At 60.0% G+C, this 18,518-nt stretch carries 20 protein-coding genes; 1 reads left to right on the top strand and 19 read right to left on the bottom strand.

What is annotated here, in order from left to right; translation table 11 throughout:
• Positions 1-367: 367 nt before the first annotated feature.
• The 6 genes from E0E41_RS04705 to E0E41_RS04680 form a co-directional block, all read right to left on the bottom strand.
• Complete coding sequence (locus tag E0E41_RS04705; RefSeq protein WP_130868945.1) at positions 368-1,213, bottom strand: tyrosine-type recombinase/integrase; 846 nt, start codon at positions 1,211-1,213, stop codon at positions 368-370.
• 326 nt (positions 1,214-1,539) lie between these two features.
• Complete coding sequence (locus E0E41_RS04700; RefSeq protein ID WP_130868944.1) at positions 1,540-1,677, bottom strand: protein phosphatase; 138 nt, start codon at positions 1,675-1,677, stop codon at positions 1,540-1,542.
• 284 nt (positions 1,678-1,961) lie between these two features.
• Positions 1,962-3,188 (bottom strand): C40 family peptidase, encoded by a 1,227-nt coding sequence (locus E0E41_RS04695; RefSeq protein ID WP_130868943.1) that lies wholly within the window; start codon positions 3,186-3,188, stop codon positions 1,962-1,964.
• Between the two features lie 939 nt (positions 3,189-4,127).
• Positions 4,128-6,476 (bottom strand): VirB4-like conjugal transfer ATPase, CD1110 family, encoded by a 2,349-nt coding sequence (locus tag E0E41_RS04690; RefSeq protein WP_130868942.1) that lies wholly within the window; start codon positions 6,474-6,476, stop codon positions 4,128-4,130.
• Entirely contained in the window at positions 6,469-6,822 is a 354-nt protein-coding gene (locus E0E41_RS04685) for a PrgI family protein (RefSeq protein ID WP_130868941.1), read from the bottom strand. The genes E0E41_RS04690 and E0E41_RS04685 overlap by 8 nt, the downstream gene beginning before the upstream one ends.
• A gap of 6 nt (positions 6,823-6,828) precedes the next feature.
• Positions 6,829-7,569: a hypothetical protein gene (locus E0E41_RS04680; protein ID WP_130868940.1), complete on the bottom strand. Its 741-nt coding sequence runs from the start codon at positions 7,567-7,569 to the stop codon at positions 6,829-6,831.
• 93 nt (positions 7,570-7,662) lie between these two features.
• On the opposite strand from E0E41_RS04680, the gene E0E41_RS04675 reads away from it, so the two are divergent.
• Positions 7,663-8,001, top strand: a complete 339-nt coding sequence (locus tag E0E41_RS04675) for a hypothetical protein (RefSeq protein WP_130868939.1) — start codon at positions 7,663-7,665, stop codon at positions 7,999-8,001.
• A 2-nt stretch (positions 8,002-8,003) separates the two neighbouring features.
• Here the strand turns inward: E0E41_RS04675 and E0E41_RS04670 are convergent, their stop codons facing one another.
• The 13 genes from E0E41_RS04670 to E0E41_RS04610 form a co-directional block, all read right to left on the bottom strand.
• Positions 8,004-8,849 (bottom strand): hypothetical protein, encoded by an 846-nt coding sequence (locus tag E0E41_RS04670; protein WP_130868938.1) that lies wholly within the window; start codon positions 8,847-8,849, stop codon positions 8,004-8,006.
• Positions 8,850-8,918: 69 nt separating this feature from the next.
• Positions 8,919-9,245 carry a formate hydrogenlyase gene (locus E0E41_RS04665; protein WP_130868937.1) on the bottom strand — a complete coding sequence of 109 codons (327 nt, stop codon included), beginning with the start codon at positions 9,243-9,245 and terminating at the stop codon, positions 8,919-8,921.
• Positions 9,242-10,801, bottom strand: coding sequence for a VirD4-like conjugal transfer protein, CD1115 family (locus E0E41_RS04660; protein ID WP_242623695.1), 1,560 nt, complete (start codon positions 10,799-10,801; stop codon positions 9,242-9,244). The genes E0E41_RS04665 and E0E41_RS04660 overlap by 4 nt, the downstream gene beginning before the upstream one ends.
• Positions 10,802-11,093: 292 nt before the next feature.
• On the bottom strand, positions 11,094-11,801 hold the full coding sequence (locus tag E0E41_RS04655) for a DUF3801 domain-containing protein (protein ID WP_130868935.1): 708 nt from the start codon (positions 11,799-11,801) through the stop codon (positions 11,094-11,096).
• A 131-nt stretch (positions 11,802-11,932) separates the two neighbouring features.
• Positions 11,933-13,339 (bottom strand): relaxase/mobilization nuclease domain-containing protein, encoded by a 1,407-nt coding sequence (locus E0E41_RS04650; protein ID WP_130868934.1) that lies wholly within the window; start codon positions 13,337-13,339, stop codon positions 11,933-11,935.
• Positions 13,339-13,662, bottom strand: coding sequence for a plasmid mobilization protein (locus tag E0E41_RS04645; RefSeq protein WP_130868933.1), 324 nt, complete (start codon positions 13,660-13,662; stop codon positions 13,339-13,341). The genes E0E41_RS04650 and E0E41_RS04645 overlap by 1 nt, the downstream gene beginning before the upstream one ends.
• Positions 13,646-14,401: a phosphoadenosine phosphosulfate reductase domain-containing protein gene (locus tag E0E41_RS04640; RefSeq protein ID WP_278045191.1), complete on the bottom strand. Its 756-nt coding sequence runs from the start codon at positions 14,399-14,401 to the stop codon at positions 13,646-13,648. The genes E0E41_RS04645 and E0E41_RS04640 overlap by 17 nt, the downstream gene beginning before the upstream one ends.
• A 410-nt stretch (positions 14,402-14,811) precedes the next feature.
• Positions 14,812-15,747, bottom strand: coding sequence for a HipA domain-containing protein (locus E0E41_RS04635; RefSeq protein ID WP_130868931.1), 936 nt, complete (start codon positions 15,745-15,747; stop codon positions 14,812-14,814).
• A 1-nt stretch (position 15,748) separates the two neighbouring features.
• On the bottom strand, positions 15,749-16,018 hold the full coding sequence (locus E0E41_RS04630; RefSeq protein ID WP_130868930.1) for a hypothetical protein: 270 nt from the start codon (positions 16,016-16,018) through the stop codon (positions 15,749-15,751).
• 124 nt (positions 16,019-16,142) lie between these two features.
• Positions 16,143-16,337 (bottom strand): hypothetical protein, encoded by a 195-nt coding sequence (locus tag E0E41_RS04625; RefSeq protein ID WP_130868929.1) that lies wholly within the window; start codon positions 16,335-16,337, stop codon positions 16,143-16,145.
• A 172-nt stretch (positions 16,338-16,509) separates the two neighbouring features.
• Entirely contained in the window at positions 16,510-17,124 is a 615-nt protein-coding gene (locus E0E41_RS04620; protein WP_130868928.1) for a hypothetical protein, read from the bottom strand.
• Between the two features lie 127 nt (positions 17,125-17,251).
• Positions 17,252-17,566, bottom strand: coding sequence for a hypothetical protein (locus E0E41_RS04615; protein WP_130868927.1), 315 nt, complete (start codon positions 17,564-17,566; stop codon positions 17,252-17,254).
• A gap of 118 nt (positions 17,567-17,684) precedes the next feature.
• A complete protein-coding gene (locus tag E0E41_RS04610; protein ID WP_368019854.1) occupies positions 17,685-18,488 on the bottom strand; it encodes a Fic family protein in 804 nt (267 codons plus the stop codon).
• Between the last annotated feature and the right edge of the window lie 30 nt (positions 18,489-18,518).

The following is an 18,518-nucleotide window of genomic DNA, read 5'->3' as shown; positions in this document are numbered from 1 at the left end:
CAAAACCGCCTCTTTTACCACAAAAGGATTCTTATGTGGTAGTAAAAAAGAAAAAGACTGTGCCGCCATCGGAGCAAGGTGTTTTTTTGGCCCAAAAGGGCCTGAACTTGGCGCGTAGGAACGCAGGCCGCTGAGGGCCGGCAACGAATTCGCGTTGTCGGCCCTGAACGGCCTGCCTTTTTCCCGTCGAAAAGGCTCCGAAAAGCACTAACCTGCTGATGCACTAGGATTTTTATAATTTCCACTTGAAGAATCGGATGGGAGGAAGTATAATAGTACCTGGAAAAGGATGTATTCAGGTGCCTGGCTTGGCTGTGCCGGACCCTTTTACCACATAAGAATCCTTATGCAGTATTTATTCGCGCCGTCAGACGACCAGCCCCAGTGATTCGATCTGCACGGCGTGTTCCCGTCCGCTGGAAATGGTGTATACCCTGGTCGTGTTCACGTTGCTGTGGCCCAGGATGTCAGCCAGCTTGGCGATGTCTCGGTGCCGGTCATAATGGCGCCTGGCGAACAGGTGCCTGAGATTGTGCGGGAAAACTTTGCGCGGGTCCACGTTGGCCATGGCGCAAAGTTTTTTCATTTCCGCCCAGACGTTGCTCCGGTCCACCGGCTTCCCGGACCTGGTGACGAAGACGGGCCCGGAGGCCAGGCGGCGCGTTCGGATATAGCGGAGCAGCTTCCGGCACAGCTTTTGGGGCAGGAACACCGTCCGGATCTTCCCCTTGGACCGGACCTCCGCCCTCTGGAGCCGGACGGCCTCCACCGTGACGGCCCGCAGCTCTGAGATTCGGATGCCCGTGCTGGCGATGGTCTGGAGGATCAGGCAGAGCCGGTCGTTGGGAAGCCGCTCCGCCGCCTCCACCAGCCGCAGGTATTCCTCGTAGTCCAGCTCCCGGGACTCCTCGCAAAAGATCCGCCTCTGGGTCTTCATGGGCTTGAGCGCCAGCTCCGGCCACGCCATGAAGCGGAAAAAGCTGTTGAGCGCGGCCAGCGAAGCGTTGACGCTGACCGCCTTTTTTCTGTCCTGAAGCGCCTCCTTATAGGCCAGCGCCTGCTCTTTCCCCAGCCGCTTCCCATCGGGAAGCCAGAGATAGAACCGCTGTACCTCCCGCTGGTACTGCTTGATCGTCGCGGCGCTTTTTTCCTCGGTCCGCAGATACCTCACATACTCCTCGATCTGCTGGAGGGTCATCGATCTCTCGTCCATTCCGAACTTCCTTTCTATTATGTCAGGTTGATATACAGCCTGCGCTCCCCTGGGGGGAAGGCTTTCGCACAGCTCTCTTTTATACTATAAAACAGGGCGCTCCGCCCGGCTTCCGGCCATAGAATGGCGGCAAACGGGCTAAAAAATACCCGCCGTCGGGCCCTGCACAGGTGGATTTTCGGGGGGATTGGGGGAGCGGCCCCGGCTGCGGTTGATTTTGGGCGGCGGCGGTGGTAGAATGGTCCCGGTGGGGCGGCCCGCGAACTGGCCGCCCGTGCCGGGTTGAGAGCGTCGGGGGTGGCCTTGCTACGGGGACCCCCGGCGCTTTACTTGTTCAGCAGGTCTTGCAAGCGGCGGCGGAACTCGTCAAGGTCTTTGCACTCGTTGGCGAGCAGCAAAAGCCGGAGCCGTTCGGCCTCCCGTGCCTGCTGTACAAGCAATTCGCTTGCTGTCGGCGTGGTCATGTTCACCTCCCCTTTCTGGTCGCCGGGGCCGGGACGGCCTGCGGCGGTTCGCTGGGCGGTGGGGTCTGTGCCACCGGGGGTTGCATTCGTCCGGCGGCGGTGGTAGAATACGGGCGGCAGGGCGGCGGCGAACTGGCCGCCCGTGCCGGTGTTTGAGCGTCGGGGGTGGCCTTGCTACGGGGACCCCCGGCGCTTTACTTGTTCAGCAGGTCTCGCAAGCGGCGGCGGAACTCGTCAAGGTCTTTGCACTCGTTGGCAAGCAGCAGGAGCCGGAGCCGTTCGGCCTATTCCTGATAGAACACCGGCCTGCCGATGGAGGTAAAGCCGCCTGCCCCGGTGATGACCACATTGTTGGCGCTGTAAGCGCAGTGTAAGATCAGAAGATCTCCGTTCTCATCCCGGCCTCCCACGATCCCAACGTGCTCATCACCGGGATAGAATACCAGATCGCCGGGTAGGGCCTCGTCCCAGGAGATGGAGGTGCAGTAGGTGTGCTGGGCGTGGGCCCCTCCGCCGTGGCCGATGACGTACTCGCCGCCTGTGATGTTGTAAAATACCCAATCCACATACCCGCTGCAATCCATCCCGTATGGCCGGTAGGTCCCGGTAGTGGAGCTGCCCGCCGCCGTGACCTTTCGGAGGGCGCCCCAGGCGTCATTCCAGCCGATGGTCAGGGACTTCCCGCCCCAATAATAATTCACTTTCCCCACCAGCCTGCAGGCGGTCTCCACCACGGCCCGGCGCTCCGGGGACAGACCCGCTGGAAGGTTGGCCAGGAGCGCCTTGGCGTCCTGGCTGGAGATGGTCAGATCCCCCGCCAGTGAAGTGAGCATATCCGAGTTGGCCAGCAGCTCATCCAGTGCGTCGTTCTGCGCCTGCGTAAAGCTGTAAAACACCCGCATATCGTCCGGCGTCCTGGCCGTGATGGTGATGGTCAGCACCTCCTCTGTGGAGGCCGGGGCGCCTCCGCTGGCCGGGATCTCCACTGTCTCCGGTGTGGAGGTGATCTTTGTCATATCCCAAAATACCGTGCGCAGAAGGTCCACCCGCTGAGGGTCCAGCACGGCCACATCCACACCGCCCGCCGCGCTGGCCGTCTTTGCGGCGAATACCGCCAGCACATCCGACCAGGCCGGCGGCTGGCCCAGGATCTCCACCCGGTCGCAGGTCCCATTCGCCTGCAGCCCGGCCAGGTGATCCGCCAGCTCCCCGTTGATCTGGGCCACCGCCGTGGAGGGTGAGACCGAGTCCGGGGCGCTGCTGTCGCCGGCAAAGAAGATGCCGAAGGGGGAGGCCGCAAGCATCCCCACCAGGCAGATCACCAGGACTATGACGATCACTACCCAGCCGCCGGCGGCAATGGCGGCGGCCAGGGAGTGGGCGGCGGTCGCCGCTCCCTTGACTGCCGCGCCGATGGCTTTGGCCGCTGTTCTGGCGGTCACGGCGGCGGATCTTGCCGCCATGCGGGCAGCCTGGGCCGTCCGCTGGGCGCTGCGCGCGGCAGTCTGCATTGCATGCGCAGAGCTTCCCGCCTGCCGCGCCGTGTGAGTCGCCCGCCGCGCTGCTTTCACTGTTCCACCAGGGATACGCTCCGCGCTTTTGATGGCCCTGGCCGGGGCCTTTCCAGGCGTCCCATGTCCTGGCCGCACCTTAATGCCAGCCCTGTCCGGCGCCGGCTTCCCCTTGGATGGCTGACCGGGCGGCGAGCTGCCAAGGCTCCTGGCGTCCGCAGGGTGGCGGGCCTGACCCGATGGGGCGGCGCCGTGTCTGCCCCACCCTCCAGTGGGCATTGAACCGCTGTTTCTGATGACGCGCCTCTGTTCCGCATTCCGACGCGCCAGGGAACGCCCCTGCTTTTGGGCCAGCCCGTCCCCGCTCTGAACCGTGCTTCGCGCGGCAGGGGCTTGCTGTTTTATATCGGCGTCCTTGGTTTTGAGCCCCTTGTGTCCGGCTTGCGGCGCGGCGGACCGGCCCTGGGCGCTGTCCGGGGCGTCCACACCATGAGAGGCGGCGCCTCCGCCGTCAGCCTCCCGTGTCTTGATCCGCGTGCCGCCTGCCGGCTGCCGCTCAGGCGCCGTGCTTTGCGGCCTCTCCGATAGGGGGGAATCGTCAGGGGACGTCTGGGCCGGCTTCTGGGGGCTGTCCGCCTTTTTTCTGCTTTTCAGCAGATCTCTGCCCCTGCGCTCCACCTGCCTGACGCCGCTGGCGGCGGCGTCCTCCACCTGATCCCCGCCGTATTCATCCCGCTGCCCGCCCTGTACGGCGTCCCGGAACTGGAGGCGCAATCGCTCCGTGCCGTCCTCCAGGCCCCGGTGGACGAGCTCCTTGGGCGCGGACGCTGCTTTTTCCTTCAGGGCCTTGGGGCCGGAATGCTTCTCCTTGATTTTCCCGATGGTCTGTCACCTCCCGTATGGGGGCAGGGACGCCGGTGCGTCCCTGCCCCTGATCTTTCAGGCCGCCATCGTCTCGGACGGGCGGGTGGTCATGAGCTGATAGAGCCGATTCTTGGGAAAGCTGTTCATAAAGGGCACGATGGCGCTGCCGCACTTGAGCAGCCCGCGACCGGAATCCACGTTGGTGATGTAGGAGAGCTGGTTGTCTGAGATGTTCAGCAGCCGCGCCAGCTCCGCCCGGTCCGTCGCCGCCTGGTTGAGCATAACCAGAAATTCGCTGTTGGCCAGCATGGTGCGGGCCGTATGGGATTGAAGCAGGTCGTCCACATTTTGGGTGATCCCGGTGCAGCAGGCCCCGTACTTGCGCACCCGCTTCCAGAGGGTAAACAGGAAGTTGGCGCTGTACTCATGCTGGAAGAGCAGATAGATCTCATCGATATAGATGTAGGTGCCCCTGCCCAGCTTCCGGTTGCGGATGATTCGGTTGAACACGCTGTCCAGCACCACCAGCATCCCCACCGGCTGGAGCTGCTTGCCCAGATCCCGGATGTCATAGCAGAGGATGCTGGAGCTGGTGTCCACATTGGTGGGCTTGGCGAAGGTGTTGAGGCTGCCCTCGGTGAACAGCTCGATGGCCAGGGCCACGTCGCGGGCCTCCGGTTCGGACTGGCGGAGCAGCTCGGCATGGAAATCCTGGAGGGTGGGCGCCCTGCCCTGGCAGCCGCCCTTGAGATAGCTGTGGTAGACGCTGGCGGTGCAGCGGTCAATGATGGACTTCTCCTTGGCGGACAGCATCCGACCGCCCATCAACTGCTCACACAGGGAGAGCAGGAACTCCGACTTGAGCACCACGGGGTTCTCCCCATCCCCATAGCCCTGCTCCATGTCCATGGCGTTGATGTGGCTGGGAGAGGTGGCGGAAATGGTGATGACCTCGCCGCCCAGCCCCTCGATGAGGGGCCGGTACTCTGCCTCCGGGTCAATGACGATGATGTCATTCGGCGCGCTGCCGCTGGCGTTCAGGGCCAGGCCCACGATCTCCTGCTTGGCCATGAAGGACTTGCCGGAGCCGGACACACCCAGCACAAAGCCGTTGCCGTTGAGCAGCTCTCGCCGGTCCGCGATGATGAGGTTCCTGCTGATGGCGTTCTGGCCGTAGTACACGCCGCCCTGATGTCGGATCTCCTGGGCCTTGAAGGGCATGAGGACGGCCAGGGCCTCGGTGGTCAGGGTGCGCAGGGCGTCGATCCGCCGCAGGCCCAGGGGCAGGACGGTGGACAGGCCGTCCGCCTGCTGCCAGCTCAGGGTGGAGAGCTGGCACAGGTGCTTGCGGGCGACAGACCGGAGTGCGTCGGTATCGCTGTCCAGCTCCTCCTTGGTGTCCGCCAGATGCACCAGAGTCACCACGGCGAACAGCATCCGCTGGTCGCGGGTGGTCAGGTCGTCCAGCATCTCCCGCGTCTCCTTCCGCTGCTGCTCCATATCGTAGGGCACCACGGCGGAGAAGTTGTTGCTGCTGTTCTGCCGGCGCTGCCAGTTGGTGACGTTGGTCTCCACGCCCAACAGGCGGTTCTGCATCTCCCGCACCGCCTCGTCGGTGGGGACGGGGATCACGTCGATGGACAGCATCATGGCGCGGTTCAGGGCCGTCAGCTCATTGATCATAGAGTCCTTGATGTAGCTGGCGTACTCCTTCAGGAACAGCACCCGCCCGAACTGATCTCCCATGACGAAGTGGTCCTTCTTGAAGCCCAGGCTGTCCGGGCAGACGGCGTCCTTGAAGGAATGTCCTTTCCGCATGCAGTCCCGCAGATCCAGATGGAACTCAGACTCCTCCCCGGCGCGGTAGAAGTCGTGGAGCACCCGCAGGCGGTCCAGCGCGTCCAGCTCTTCACAGCGGGAGTCCAGATGGTTCAGGCGGGAGGTCACATCCGCGGTCACCCGGTCGAAGAAGGCGCGGGCCTCCTCGATGTTCTTCCGGTGGACGGACAGGGTGACATACCGCTCCTGCACCACGCTGTTGGAGGAGTCTGTGACCTTGTCCATGAGCATGGCGTTGTACTCCGCCCGGTAGCCGTCCAGGTAGTCATCCCGGCGGGGCAGCAGGATCTCCTGCCGGAAGTTCTCCCGGTCGAGCCGCTTGTTGTTGATGGTGATCTTGGTGGTGGAGCCGGTATCCAGGGCGTTGAGCAGCTCGGAATAGCCCAGGAACATGGCGGTCTTGTCCTCTTTTGAGGCGATGGCATAGTTGATATCCGAGAAGCGAATGGTTTTGGAATATTTGGAGCCGAATTGAAAAATCCCATCCGGCCAGAGGCGGTGGATGGGAATGGCGTCCTGTACTGTTTTTGGAACCGCATAACATTCTTTGTCCTGTTTGATGGTGTTTTGCAGGGTCCTAATCAAGCTTGAGAGCCTCCTTCATCGACGTGTGTTCCATCAGTTTCGCGTAGAAGTTGTCCGATTTGAACACAAGATGCCGGGGATACAGCAGCTCTGAGCGGATCACGGCTGCCAGGAACCGTTCGAAGGTCATGCCGTTGTAGGTGAAAAAGCCGCAGACGGCAAAGGGAAAGGCGGCCAGTACACACAGCCAGCCCACGTCCGCGTTGCCCACAATGGAGCGAAGCCCAAAGTAAACGCCCACCGCCACAGCGACGGCCAGCAGGGCAAACATGAATTGCCGCGGGGAGAGGCCGAAGAACAGGCTCTCCTGATAGTCGCGGACTTCTTTGTTGATGCGTACCTCCATAATCACCTACCTCTCCTGGCAAGAGCTTTTCGGGTGTTTTTCTCGACGTGCGATTTGCCCATGCTCCATACGTGCTTTTTGCCAAAGCGGATTATACTCTACCGCAGCATGGCTGCGATCCACATCAAGGGTAATACGGGCAGCTACGGCAGGACAGGTCCCAAAGATATCGGACAGAGCTGTGGTCATCCTGGGCCACGGCCCGGAAAGGACTCGTTGCCCCGCACAAAAATTCGCGCTTACCTCTCCTTCCGGAGAGATACATTCAAACGCTCCTACAACAGATCCTCCGCACTGTTCTGCACATGACTTGGCACGGGCAAGGATGTCCTTGGCCGAGAACTTCCCGAATTTTGTAGTGTAATAGTCGAATCGTTTTCCGTCCTCCAGGATGGAGCATAGGGCCAGGGGGCTGATCTCTCCTTTTTCTTTTGGGCAATAGAAACACATCAGTTCCCCATCGTTGGCCATCCGCGCCATGTGCTCGGGTGTGTCGCCAGCCTGTAAAAGGACGGCGGCAGCTACCAATTCATCCGGCAGTGCGGCGGAGCCGTATTGGATGATTTCATAGGCTCCCTGCAGCACGTTCTGCCTAAAATGCCGGGAAATGAATTCAAAGGCGATCAGGAGCTCCTGCGGCTTTTCCTCCAGCGCCTCCACGCCCATCCGGTATAGGGCGTCAGTGATTGCTACGGATGGTTGGGGAATCATCTCCCGGATCTGCTGTTCAAATTCTTCGTATTTCACAGTTCCTCCTATTTCAGAAATCGGCAGACAAACCTTGCAATGGCTGTCCGCGTATGGTAAGATGCCACAAACCAGAAAAGGGAGGTCGTGGCAATGTTGTACTTTTTCCTGGTGGCAGGGCTGTTCCTCCTGCCCCTCCTGCTCCGGCTGGCGATCCGGCTCCGGCTGGGGATTCCGCTTCTATATGCGCTGGGGATGCTCACCGTGTTCCACGGCTGGTACCAGGCCCATACCGCGCTGGCGGACGGCATTTTCTTTGCCCTGGTGGGTCTGGCCGCCCTGTCCTGGGTGGTGACCGCCGCCCGGAAAGTCTATGGGTGGCTGGATGAGCGGCTTGCGGAGCGGGCCGCGGCGCGCGAGCTTGCCGCGCGTGTGCGGCAGGCCAGGGCCGATGGGGCATCCGCCGTCAGCACAGACGGGCTGTGGCTCTGAGGTCAGCCCAGCCCCATCAGCTCCCGGATAAGCCGGTCGCTCATCTTGATGGCCCCCACCAGCACCAGCATGTTGAAAATCAACTCCCCGACGTAGTTCCACACAATGGTGGCCGGCGCCAGGGTGCTGTCTGTGATGGCGGGCGGCGCCGAGGCAAAGGCTGAGAAAATCACACAGGCCAATACGATGACACAGCCCTCCAGACAGATGGCGGCGTAGCTTTTCAAAAAGGCCGCGCCGATGCTGCTGGAGGGCTGTCCCGCGAAACTGGCCAGTGGGATGGGCGCGATGGCCGTGGCCATGTAGAGCTTGAAAAACCGGCTGTAGACGGTAAGGATCATCACCAGGGAGAGCACCCAAATGAACAGGGAGCCCAGCAGGGTGATGGCCCACAGGGGGATGCTGTCCAAAAAGCCCACGCTTTCAATGGTGGTCACCATCTCGCTGGGCAGGGTGGCGGCGGTCAGTGCCGTCAGGCCGGAGGAGGACATGATGGTGGACACCATGCCCTGGGCGATGCTGAACAGGGCCGTCATCAGCTCCATCCCATGGCCCACCGCCGCCTGGGCCAGCACAAACCGCACAAAGCACTTGAAGGCCATCTCCGGCTTCTTCAGCTCGGTAAAGCTGCCGCAGGTCTTAACCACGCCGGCGGCGAAAAAGAGCACCAGCAGGCCATAGCCCACGGCCTGGAGCGCCCCGTTGATGTTCTCGATCACCGCCCACACGCCGCCGCCTTTGAAACTCTCCGGGCTGGTGCTGATGAGCGTCCAGATCTCCGCCAGCTTCTCATTCCAGGTCCCCAGGGCGGAATTGAGGTTGTCTACGATCCAGTTTCCGCTTCCGATTTACCACACCTCCTTTCCCACCCGCGGCCTATGACAGCGACCGCGGGTGGTTGTTTTGCTTGGGAACCCTCAGCCGGTGATAAGGGTGAGGATCTCCCTAGTAAAGGTGATTACAATGCCGCCGGCAATGGTGAGCATACCGTTGGCCCGCTGGGAGGGGTCGTGGCTCTTGAGGGACAGGCCCAACTGGAGGACGCCGAAGCCCAGCAGGATCAGGCCAATGGCCCGGATCAGGGAAAAGATAAAATCAGACAGATTGCTGATCACCGTCAGCGGGTCGTCCGCTGCCATGGCAGGCATAACGGTAAGGGACAGGGCCGCCACCAGGCAGGCAAACAGTGCGTAAGCCTGCCGTGCGCGGCGGTCAAACTTGCGGTTGCGAAGATCGTTTTTCATGCAGCGTTCTCCTTTTCTTCATCAGATGTGTCAGCGGAAAATGCCTGAAAGAGGGGTGTGCCTAAAAAGGCTGGCTTTTGTCTGCCTTTATGAATATAGGGCGGCCCGCCGCCGTCCATGGTGTGGCGGATGGCCGGATGCCGGGTCAGCTCATACTTCAGATCCATGACGGGCCTGGCACCCCGGATGAAGAGGATGGCGTATCGGTTGTCCAGGCCCCGCACTTCGTCTGGACTGAGCAGCTCCCGGCCGCTCATCTGGAAGTTGGTGGAATAGGAGCCCGACTTGCCCTTGGTCTGGCCGTGGGTCTTGGTGTCGATGGTGGCCTTGCCCAGGGCCTCTGAGATATACTTGTGGGTGCTGGCCTCGTTGCCGCCCAGGTAGAGGATGGTGTCCGAGTTCCCGGGGATGGTCTCCCAGGAGTCCTTGTAGAGCTCCTTGATCTGGGCCATGTTCTGGATGATGGTGCTGGCGGAGATGTTCCGGGAGCGCATGGTGGCCAGTTCGCGGGTAAAGCCGGGCAGGGGCATGGCGGCGAACTCGTCCAGCACGAAGTGGACATGGCGGGGCAGGGCCCCGTGGTGGATCTGGTCGGCGCTGTAGTAGAGGGTCTGGAATGCCTGGGCGTAGAGCAGGGATACCAGAAAATTGAACGTATTGTCGTTGTCCGGGATAACGGCATAGAGGGCTGTTTTCTTCTCCCCCAGGGTGTAGAGGTCCATGTCATCGTGGTCGGTGATGGCCTGGAGTTGTGGCAGGTTGAAGGGCGCCAGGCGGACGGCGGTGGACACCAAAATGCTTTTGGCCGTCTTGCCCGCCGCCAGCTTAAATACTTTATATTGCCGCACCGCCACGCTGGTGGGATTGTCCCGCTCCATGGCCTGGAAGAGGAGATCCAGGGGGGAGACGTACTCCTCATCCTCCTCCTTCACCTCGGCGTACTCCAGCACCCGCATGACCATGGAGAAGTTCTGCTCATACTCCGGGGCCTCCTGAAACAGCATGAGGATGATGGCCTGGAGCAGCGCCGTCTCGGATTTGGTCCAGAACGGGTCTGACTCATGGCTGTTCTTAGGCGTGGTGGCCTGGATGAGGTTATTGACCAGCCGCAGGGCGTCCTTTTCGTCCCGCAGGTAGCGGAAGGGGTTATACCCGTCCGACTGCTTCAGGTTGACCAGGTTGAGCACCCGGATGTCATAGCCCTGGCTTTTCAGCCAGCCGCCGGTGGCGGTGAGCACCTCCTGTTTCGGGTCTGTGACCACATAGTTGGTGTTGGCCTCCAGGATGTTGGGCTTTACATAGCTTCGGGTCTTGGCGGCGCCGCTGCCGCCGATGACCAGCACGTTCAGGGAGCGCCTGTGTCTGTGGGTGTCCAGGCCCAAGCGGACATGGCGGGTGAGGATCTTATTTTGTTCCTGGGCAAACATGGCATTGACTTGCCTGGGGGAGGCCCAGGCAGCGGAGCCGTGCTCCTCGCCGTCCCGTGTCCGGCCCTGCTCGGATCGGTACAGGCAGATGCCCATGGCGTAGAGCCCGGTGCAGGCGAGGATAGACACCAGGCTGTGCTCCGTCCAGCGAAGCCGGAAGGGGTGCTCCAGCGCTTCGGTCAGGCGGGCCAGGATATCCGGCAGGCCGCCAGCCAGATTCTGGCCGCCGCCCAGGGATTGGGCGAGGAGCAGGGCCGCCCAGACAACGGGGATATAGAGGAACAGCCAGACCAGCAGGCCGCCGTCCTTTTTGGGTTGGTTCAGCAGCGATCACCTCCTGGCAAAACGAAAAAAACCGGGGGCGCCGGATCTTCTCCGACGCCCCCGGTGGGGAGGAATACCTGTTTGCTTGCTGTCAGGATCATCTTGTTTTCTGCCGGTTTTTTGTTTTCTGCCTGGCCGGAGCGGACTTCTGATCCAATTGCGTCCGGTAGACCTTCAGGCGCTCCAGGACGGAGGGGCGCTCAGGCGTCGTCCCGGAACTCCCGCTCTCTCTGGATGCAGAGGAGCTGGTTTTTGTACCTTGCGAGTCTCGTTCCGACCGAGAATCTTTTTTTGGCTTCACCTCCCGATGCCGGGCCACAGGCCCCTCCTGGCGGACATGGGCGTCCGCCTGCCGCTCCAGCTCCTTCTCCCGTACCGGCCGAGCGTCCTTTTCCGCCTGCTTCGGGCCCTGCCGCTCCGGGCGCTGGGACGGTTCCTGGTACAGCATCCGTTCAAAGACCTGGTTGGCCCGGTCCAGCTCTGTCACCGGCAGGATCACGTCTACGATCTTCCCGCGGCCGTCCCGGTCATGGATGGATGCGTACAACAGCTTCTGCCGCTTTGCCAGCTTCTGAAACTGCCGGTACTGCTCCGGGGTCATGGGAAACTGCCGCAGGTCGCGGGTCTCCTGCAGCATCTTCCCCAGGCTGACCTTACCGGAGATCCGCTTATGGCTTCTGGCCAGGGCCAGGCTGAGTGCCAGCACATTTTTCATGGCCGAGCCGGACAGCCGGACGGCCACCTCTGTGCCGGCGAGCATCATGCGCACCAGCTGGTCGGCGGCCTCACCGCCTCCGATATTCATCGTTTCTCACCTCCTCGTCGTCGCAAACTTCATATTCTTTGCCCCGGCGCAGGCGCCTGGGCTCATTCATTCCGTTGCTCCTCCTCCCCAACCGGGAACCACTGCGCTGGGTTCCCGGTTGGTTTTAAAATCTAACGGGACGGAATGCCTTTCTCATGAATATCCAGTAAATGATTTTCGGCTTTTTGTATATCCGTTTCCATCTGTGGTATCCGGTCTAAAATCTCCCGGCACAGGGCCAGCTTCGTCCGCTCCTGGCGGAGCTGGCGGTTGAGCTCCGCCAGCCGCTGGTACAACCGCGCCTTTTCCGCCATGAGCCGCTCTCTGGGGATGCCGCACTGCTCCAGAACAGCGACGGCCTCCATATATTGGGCGAACTCCCCCTCCATCCCGGACAGGCCGTCCTCATAGAGCGCCCTGGCCGGGGCCAGGGCCTCTACATCCGCCAGAGCCGCGTACAGCGTTCGGCGCTTCTTTTTCCGCACGTTGAGGATGGTGCGCTGCTTGGTCAGTCTGGCCAGCGCTTCCTCTGTGCGGGTGAGGAAGGCCGTCATGTCATCTGGGCCGGTGATGTTGTTCTCACGCAGGAAGGCAAACTGTGCCCGGTATCGCTCGGCTTTTATCACCTCCTGCCGGAGGCGGGACGTCATACGGGGCGGATACTGCCGCTGCCCGATCTTTCCCAATAAGTAGAGGTAATGGACATAGAGGGCCAGGAAGCCCTTGTACTTGGGATGCGGCGTGTAGGGGTGATAGGCCGGCCGGGGCAGGACGGCAGGCCGCCGCCCGGCTTCAATGGCGGACAGGTTTCCCTGGATGGCGGCCCGGATACCCTCCTCGGTAAACAGCGGTTCTTTTCTGCCGGGGATCATGAACCGCTCCTGTCCCCGCAGACGGAAGCCCAGCCGGTTCCCATGGCGGATCTCATAGCCCTTGTGCTCCATGAGCAGGAAGAAGTGCCCCAGGTCGTTGGCGTCCTGGATGGCCTCCCGCAGGTCCGTCTCCAGCATGCTGCGGAAGGTGGCCTGGTCCCTGGACTGGCGGAGCCACTCGATGTAGCTGACCGCCCTGGACGGTGCTCCCTGCATGATGACAGAGAGGCCATGCTCCCGGCACAGCCGGTCTGAGATGGCCCGGATCTGCCGGTAGTAGCTCCGGGCATTGCTGTGGTACTTTTCGCCGGTGTCCGCGTTGACGGAGTTGAAGAGGATGTGGGCATGGACGTGGGATCTGTCCACATGGACGCCGATGACCGTCTGGCAGCCGGGCAGGTGCTCTGAGGCAAATGCCTTTGCGATCTCCAGGGCCAGCTCCGGCGTGATCTCGCCGGGGCGGAAGGACTGGATGATATGGTAATACTGGACGCCGCCCTCCTTTCCATAGTCCCGTTTGGTCTCCAGCATCTGCCGCGCCTCCCGGCCCGGCTCACAGTTCAGGCGGGCTGTGAGGACCTGCTCCTGGGTCTTGTCCCCGTTGAGGACGTAACGGATGCCCACGTCCAGGCGGCCCTTCCTGGCCAGGATCTTGGTGATGGCCATTACTTTTTAGCGATCTGGTACATCAGCTCATAGACCTGGTCCAGCAGGAACAGGCCGCGCCTGGCGTCCTCCGGCCTTGCGATCCCGGCGTTGACGCTGCGGGCGATCTGGTTGATGTTGTTTCCAATGTGGTGGATCTCCGTCCGCAATTCCTTGATTTCCTGGCTGGGCCGGGCCTTGACCGGCTTCCCTTCGATCAGCCGGACGAGGTAGGCCCTCCGGGAGAGGCCGCACTGTTTGGCCTGGTCTGCCAGCCACTGATACTGCGCCGGCGTCAGTTCGATGTGCAGATGATGCCGGCCACGCTTATCTGCTCTGCTCATGCCGCCTCCTTTTCCTTTTGGGAGAGCTGCCGTTTTTCTCCGCCTGGATCTCCTGTTCAAATATCTTTTCCAAATCAAACACGCTGCCATAGGGGACACCCTTCCGGCTGTATGGTTTCATAGGCATGGGGATCTGAGCCTGCAGCTCCTTCAGCTTCTCCCAATATTGGGGTAAAAACTGATAGATCGCTTTCAGTTCCTTGCGATTTTTATTTTTGCAGCACCAGCAGGACACCCTGTCCAGGATGTCATACAGCCGGATACCGTTTTCCTCCCAGAAAAATCCCCGTTCATAGCAGTATGCCAGACAGTCCGCCTCCGTCATCCCCGCTTCGGCCAGGGGTGAACACTTGGGGGCCTCCAGCCGTTTCAGCCGCTCCTGCTCGTCTGTGGCGATGCCCACATAGTGAATGTCCGCGTCCAGGGCCACGCTGTCCAGGGTGCGGGTCTTGAGCTTGGTCCCCCAGCGGCAGGGGCCGCCGCACCAGCCGTAGCCCAGGTGGAAGCCGTTCTTCTTGGAGTTGACCGGCCTGTCCAGCATATTGTATAAAAACGGGACACCCGGCTTCACCTCGGTGAACCGGATGCCCCGCCGCTCCAGAACCGGCTTGATCCGGTCTCGGATATCGTATATGGCCTGGAATTCCATTTCCGAATTGTAAAAAATCACTTCGTCCAATCGAGTGTTTCGCTCCAGTAATAATAAGAGCATGGCGAGGGAGTCCTTGCCAAAGCTCACTGAGGCGACACTTCGCACTCCACGCTCCTTCCCGCGGCTCCGCCGCCGATCTTCCGCCTGCAGGCGGCATTGGGGTCAGGGGTGTGCCCCTGCAAGCGTGCGAATGTACATTCGCGCTATGCTTGCGCCGCCGCCGCCAGAGGGCGGCGACGGCTCCGGCCCCGCCAGGGCGGGGTTGTTTCTTCAGCGGTATGATTGATTGAAATTCCGAAGGACGGACAGCTTTTCCACAAAAAAGGCGGGAGGCGTGCTTCCCATCCGGCCTCAGCTTGGCTGTTTCCCGTCCGACCCAGCTCTGTTTCCTGACGCAGACAAAAGGCCCAGGGTGCGCTGTTGCACACCCTGGGCCCAGATCTTACGATAAATTGTGGCGATCAGGGTGCTGCAGGTAGCACCCAGCTCCAGCCATTTTAACGCTCAGTATCTCTGGACGGCTTCTTTGTATGGCCTGGAAGCATACTCCGCTCACGCTCTTGAAGCTTCTGCAGCGAGTAGTCGATGATCCGTTCCTTTCGGAGCGCCAGAATCTCTTTGTAGAACCTCCTCTGGAGCCCTGAAAGGCAGGGCGTCTCATCAATCAAACGGCAGATTTGCTCCATATCCAGCTTTGGTCCGATTCGCTTCAAAGCCGCGTTGCAGCCCTCGTATTCCAGAGAGGACAGAAAATCAAAATACCGGACTTTTTTGTCCTGCCGCTTAATTCCAGACAGGGGGATCTCATATACCCGGAAGTCCATTTCCCGTGGATCATTGAGCACGGCCTGCATTTTTCCCTCGTCCAACTGCGGATACAGGCAGCTGCCGCAGTCGAATACCGGAGCCAAGGCTACCATATCACGCACAGTATCATAGAGGACACCCCAGTTTCCATTGTGTCGATCCCAATTGCCGATTAGGGCGTCTACAATGAACATATCCCAAAACCGTTCTTCCAGCTCCTTGGAATCTATGGCCGGCTGTTCATGGATGGAGAACAGAATATCGTCCAGCTCTGTCCCGTATCCGTTCCGCTCCGAATCAATCACCTGGTTTTTCATTGAGGCAAAGTCCTGTAGAACAACACCCGGAGATGTAAAATCCTTACACGCCACTACAATCTTTTCTTTTCCCTGATGGGTATAGGTTCCCAGCAGAGTTTCCTGTACTGGAATGCCCGCCAGGGCAAAGATGTGGCAGCCCAAATACTCGGAGAGACAGCTATTGGCATAGCTCATGTCCCTGTTCCTGGACGGATGCGGCGGAAACTTCAGCATATACTGCTCACCTTGGTATATGACAGAGCGCTTGCTGCCATTGGCGCCGCCATAGGACTTGTTCCGTCTTGGAAGATTCGTAAAGTCTATCATATCAGATTACTCCGCGCTGAATGCGCAAATAGGTTTCCCGCAGGTACCATGCCTGCTCGGAGCTGATCTCTCCCTCCACTTCCGCGGAGTTGATATCGGCCTGGAGCTCACAATAATACGCGTCGACGTGGAGGTCGTTGGCTCCGTTGTCCTCCGCCTCCCAGGCCCGTTTCATTGTATCCAGAGACCTCTGCAAATAAGGGGGAAGCCCACATTCCAGATAGGCGCGATCTACGGGAAGCCCGGTTTCCTTATTATATCGTTGCTCCATTGTCCTGCCTCCTCGTGCGGTTCTCCTTTCATGATACCCGATAGTTTATAGAATGTAAACAGGATTTTAAAGTCGGCCTTGTACGGTTGGCCGCGGCATCCAGCCGATGCCGCGGCCGATGTTGTTAGTCATTCGTCGGTAGCGGCTCATCCGGTTCGGAAAGGGCCATCTTGACTTCGGCGCAGTTGTTCTCACAGCAATAGACCGCCGCTTTCCAGGGGTCTTTGTAGCGCGCCGCTACCTGCTCCATACCCAGGAAGCCATAAACAATGACCTCCCATGTAATGAGCTGTCCGTTGATTGCCCGTTGGACTCCCATACAGTTCCCTCAGTTTCAATCCGTATTGTACTGGGCTGCTTCCACAGCTACACAATACCACATACCGGGCGGGAAAGCGATTCCTGTTCCCGAACAGGCCGGACTATCCCCAAACAGCCCTTTCCAACCGCAGTCTGGAGCGCAACCTCGGAGCAGTCGGGCCGGACAACCCTCACCGAGCTTGGCTTCCTGTTTTGTGAGGCTGCTTGGCAGGCGCCCTGGCCTGTTTCTGGGCGAGATAATAGGCTGTGAGGCAGGACCGGCGTTCTATTATTGGGTAGGAGTATCTTTGGGCCGTCATGATGCCTGCCTCTGTAAACGGGGTCTGGAAAACCGCCCCATGACGGTTCAGGTGCTCCTGTGAGAGCTGGGATCTCCCCTTATGGTTCAGGATAATCATCTGTTCGTAGGGCTCTCCATCTCGGAGCATTGTCACCGTATCACCCACACGCAGGGGCTGACCGTGGGTGTCCGTCACACCGGACAGGTCGCCCAAGAAGCCCGCTACATAATGGCTGCACTCGCCGTCATCAGAAAAAAGGTATTCAATATCCTCATCCCCGCCAGTTAGGCGGTTGTGCATATCCTGGAGCTGGCCCAGCCTGCGCAGGGCGTGGAACAGCCCCGCGTTGCTGCTGATTTGGCCCGCCAGCAGTTGTCCCTTCAGGCTGCCGATGGCCTGCTTCAGCGCTTGGGCAACGCCCTGGGTCGCGGCCTCATCCAGCGCCAGGTCGGCACAGTAGCCTGCGTAGCCAGGGGTAAGAGGGGATTCAAAGTCTGTTTTCATCGTGCCTCCTATCTCACAGCAAGGGGGAATCGTCCCCCTGCCGAATAAAAAAGAGCGGCGGAGTGCCTTGCAAAGCACTCCGCCATATAAATCTTTTGGGTTTGATCCATGCCCTCAATTATTCCTGCTATTCCTGCGCTGCTTTGGGGGTGGCGGTATATTCAATCTCACATGAACAGCCGATCAGTTGGCCACCGCATACCGGGCATTGCTCCACATCACAGTTGGCATGGTGATACTGCCCCCGCTTTGCGCCGCAATCGTGGCAGCGTTCATCACTCCAATGGGAGCTCTCATCGCCGTACCGGATACGCCTATAATACTTGCCTCCGCAGTAGATCCCCGGCCAAGTGCAGCCATCTGCCCTCAGCATCCGGCCTCCGCATAGTTCACAGATAGCGCCGCCTGCCGCGATCAATGCCTCAATTTCTTTTTGCTCCATATTCATCGCACCTCCCCGATCATGGTCCTTGGCTTTTCTACTTTACTATACTGAAAGATATCTATGCCCATTCTCAAACACAGGGGACAGGGGCCGTGAGAAGCTTGCCCCGCCTACGTTATCTCTCTGGTTCAGAACGGCGGCCTGTGTCCCGGCCTTTTTCCTTTGAGTCTGCCGGACGCTCCATGGGCAGGACAAACCCTTCCACCAGCGCCCGGTACTCCGCCTGCTCCTCGCCAAAGAATCGTTCCAGCGGCCCATAGTCTGCTTCCGTCTGCGCCGCGTTCAAGGCATGGTAATAGTCCACCTTCCTGTCATCTCTGACGATAAAGGGGACAATGCCGTTTTTCAAACACTCTTTAAAGAGGATGATCCGCCCGGTCCTTCCGTTCCCATCCTGGAACGGGTGTATCCGCTCATACTCGGCATGAAATCTTGCCAGACCGTCAAGCGTATGCTGTTCAGCGGCATTGTACCACTCCAGCAGCTCAGTCATCCGGGCTTCCACCTCCTCCGGAAGGGCTGTGACAATATTCGAAACCATGTTTCTTCTGTTTTTATACGCGCCGATTGGATACCCATTGGCGATGTCCTCGAAAACGCCGCTTTTCAATTTATAATGGTAGCGCTGAATGAGTTCGTGGGAGAGAGGGAGACTGTAGGTTTTCAGCATCTCGTTAAACATCAGGAAATGCCCAGTCATTTCCTCTACATCCTTCGCGCGGATTATGGCGTCCTCAGAGGTCAGGGTTCCTGTGTCGAAGAGGGAGGCTGTCTGCTTCTCCGTCAATGTGCTGCCCTCAATTTTGTTGGAATTGTAAGCCAGCATCCGCTGGGTGAGCGCGTAAACACCTCCCCGGTCATTTTTCCTTTGCTCAATTTCAAAGCGCCGGATCAGGCTCTCTACAAAATAATCCGTCATCATCGCTTCTCCTTGCAGAATCTTATCTGA

Origin of the sequence: Intestinimonas massiliensis (ex Afouda et al. 2020), from assembly GCF_900626285.1 — a bacterium.
GTDB classification, from domain to species: Bacteria; Bacillota; Clostridia; order Oscillospirales; family Oscillospiraceae; genus Flavonifractor; species Flavonifractor massiliensis_A.
This window is presented reverse-complemented; position numbering and strand designations above follow the sequence as displayed.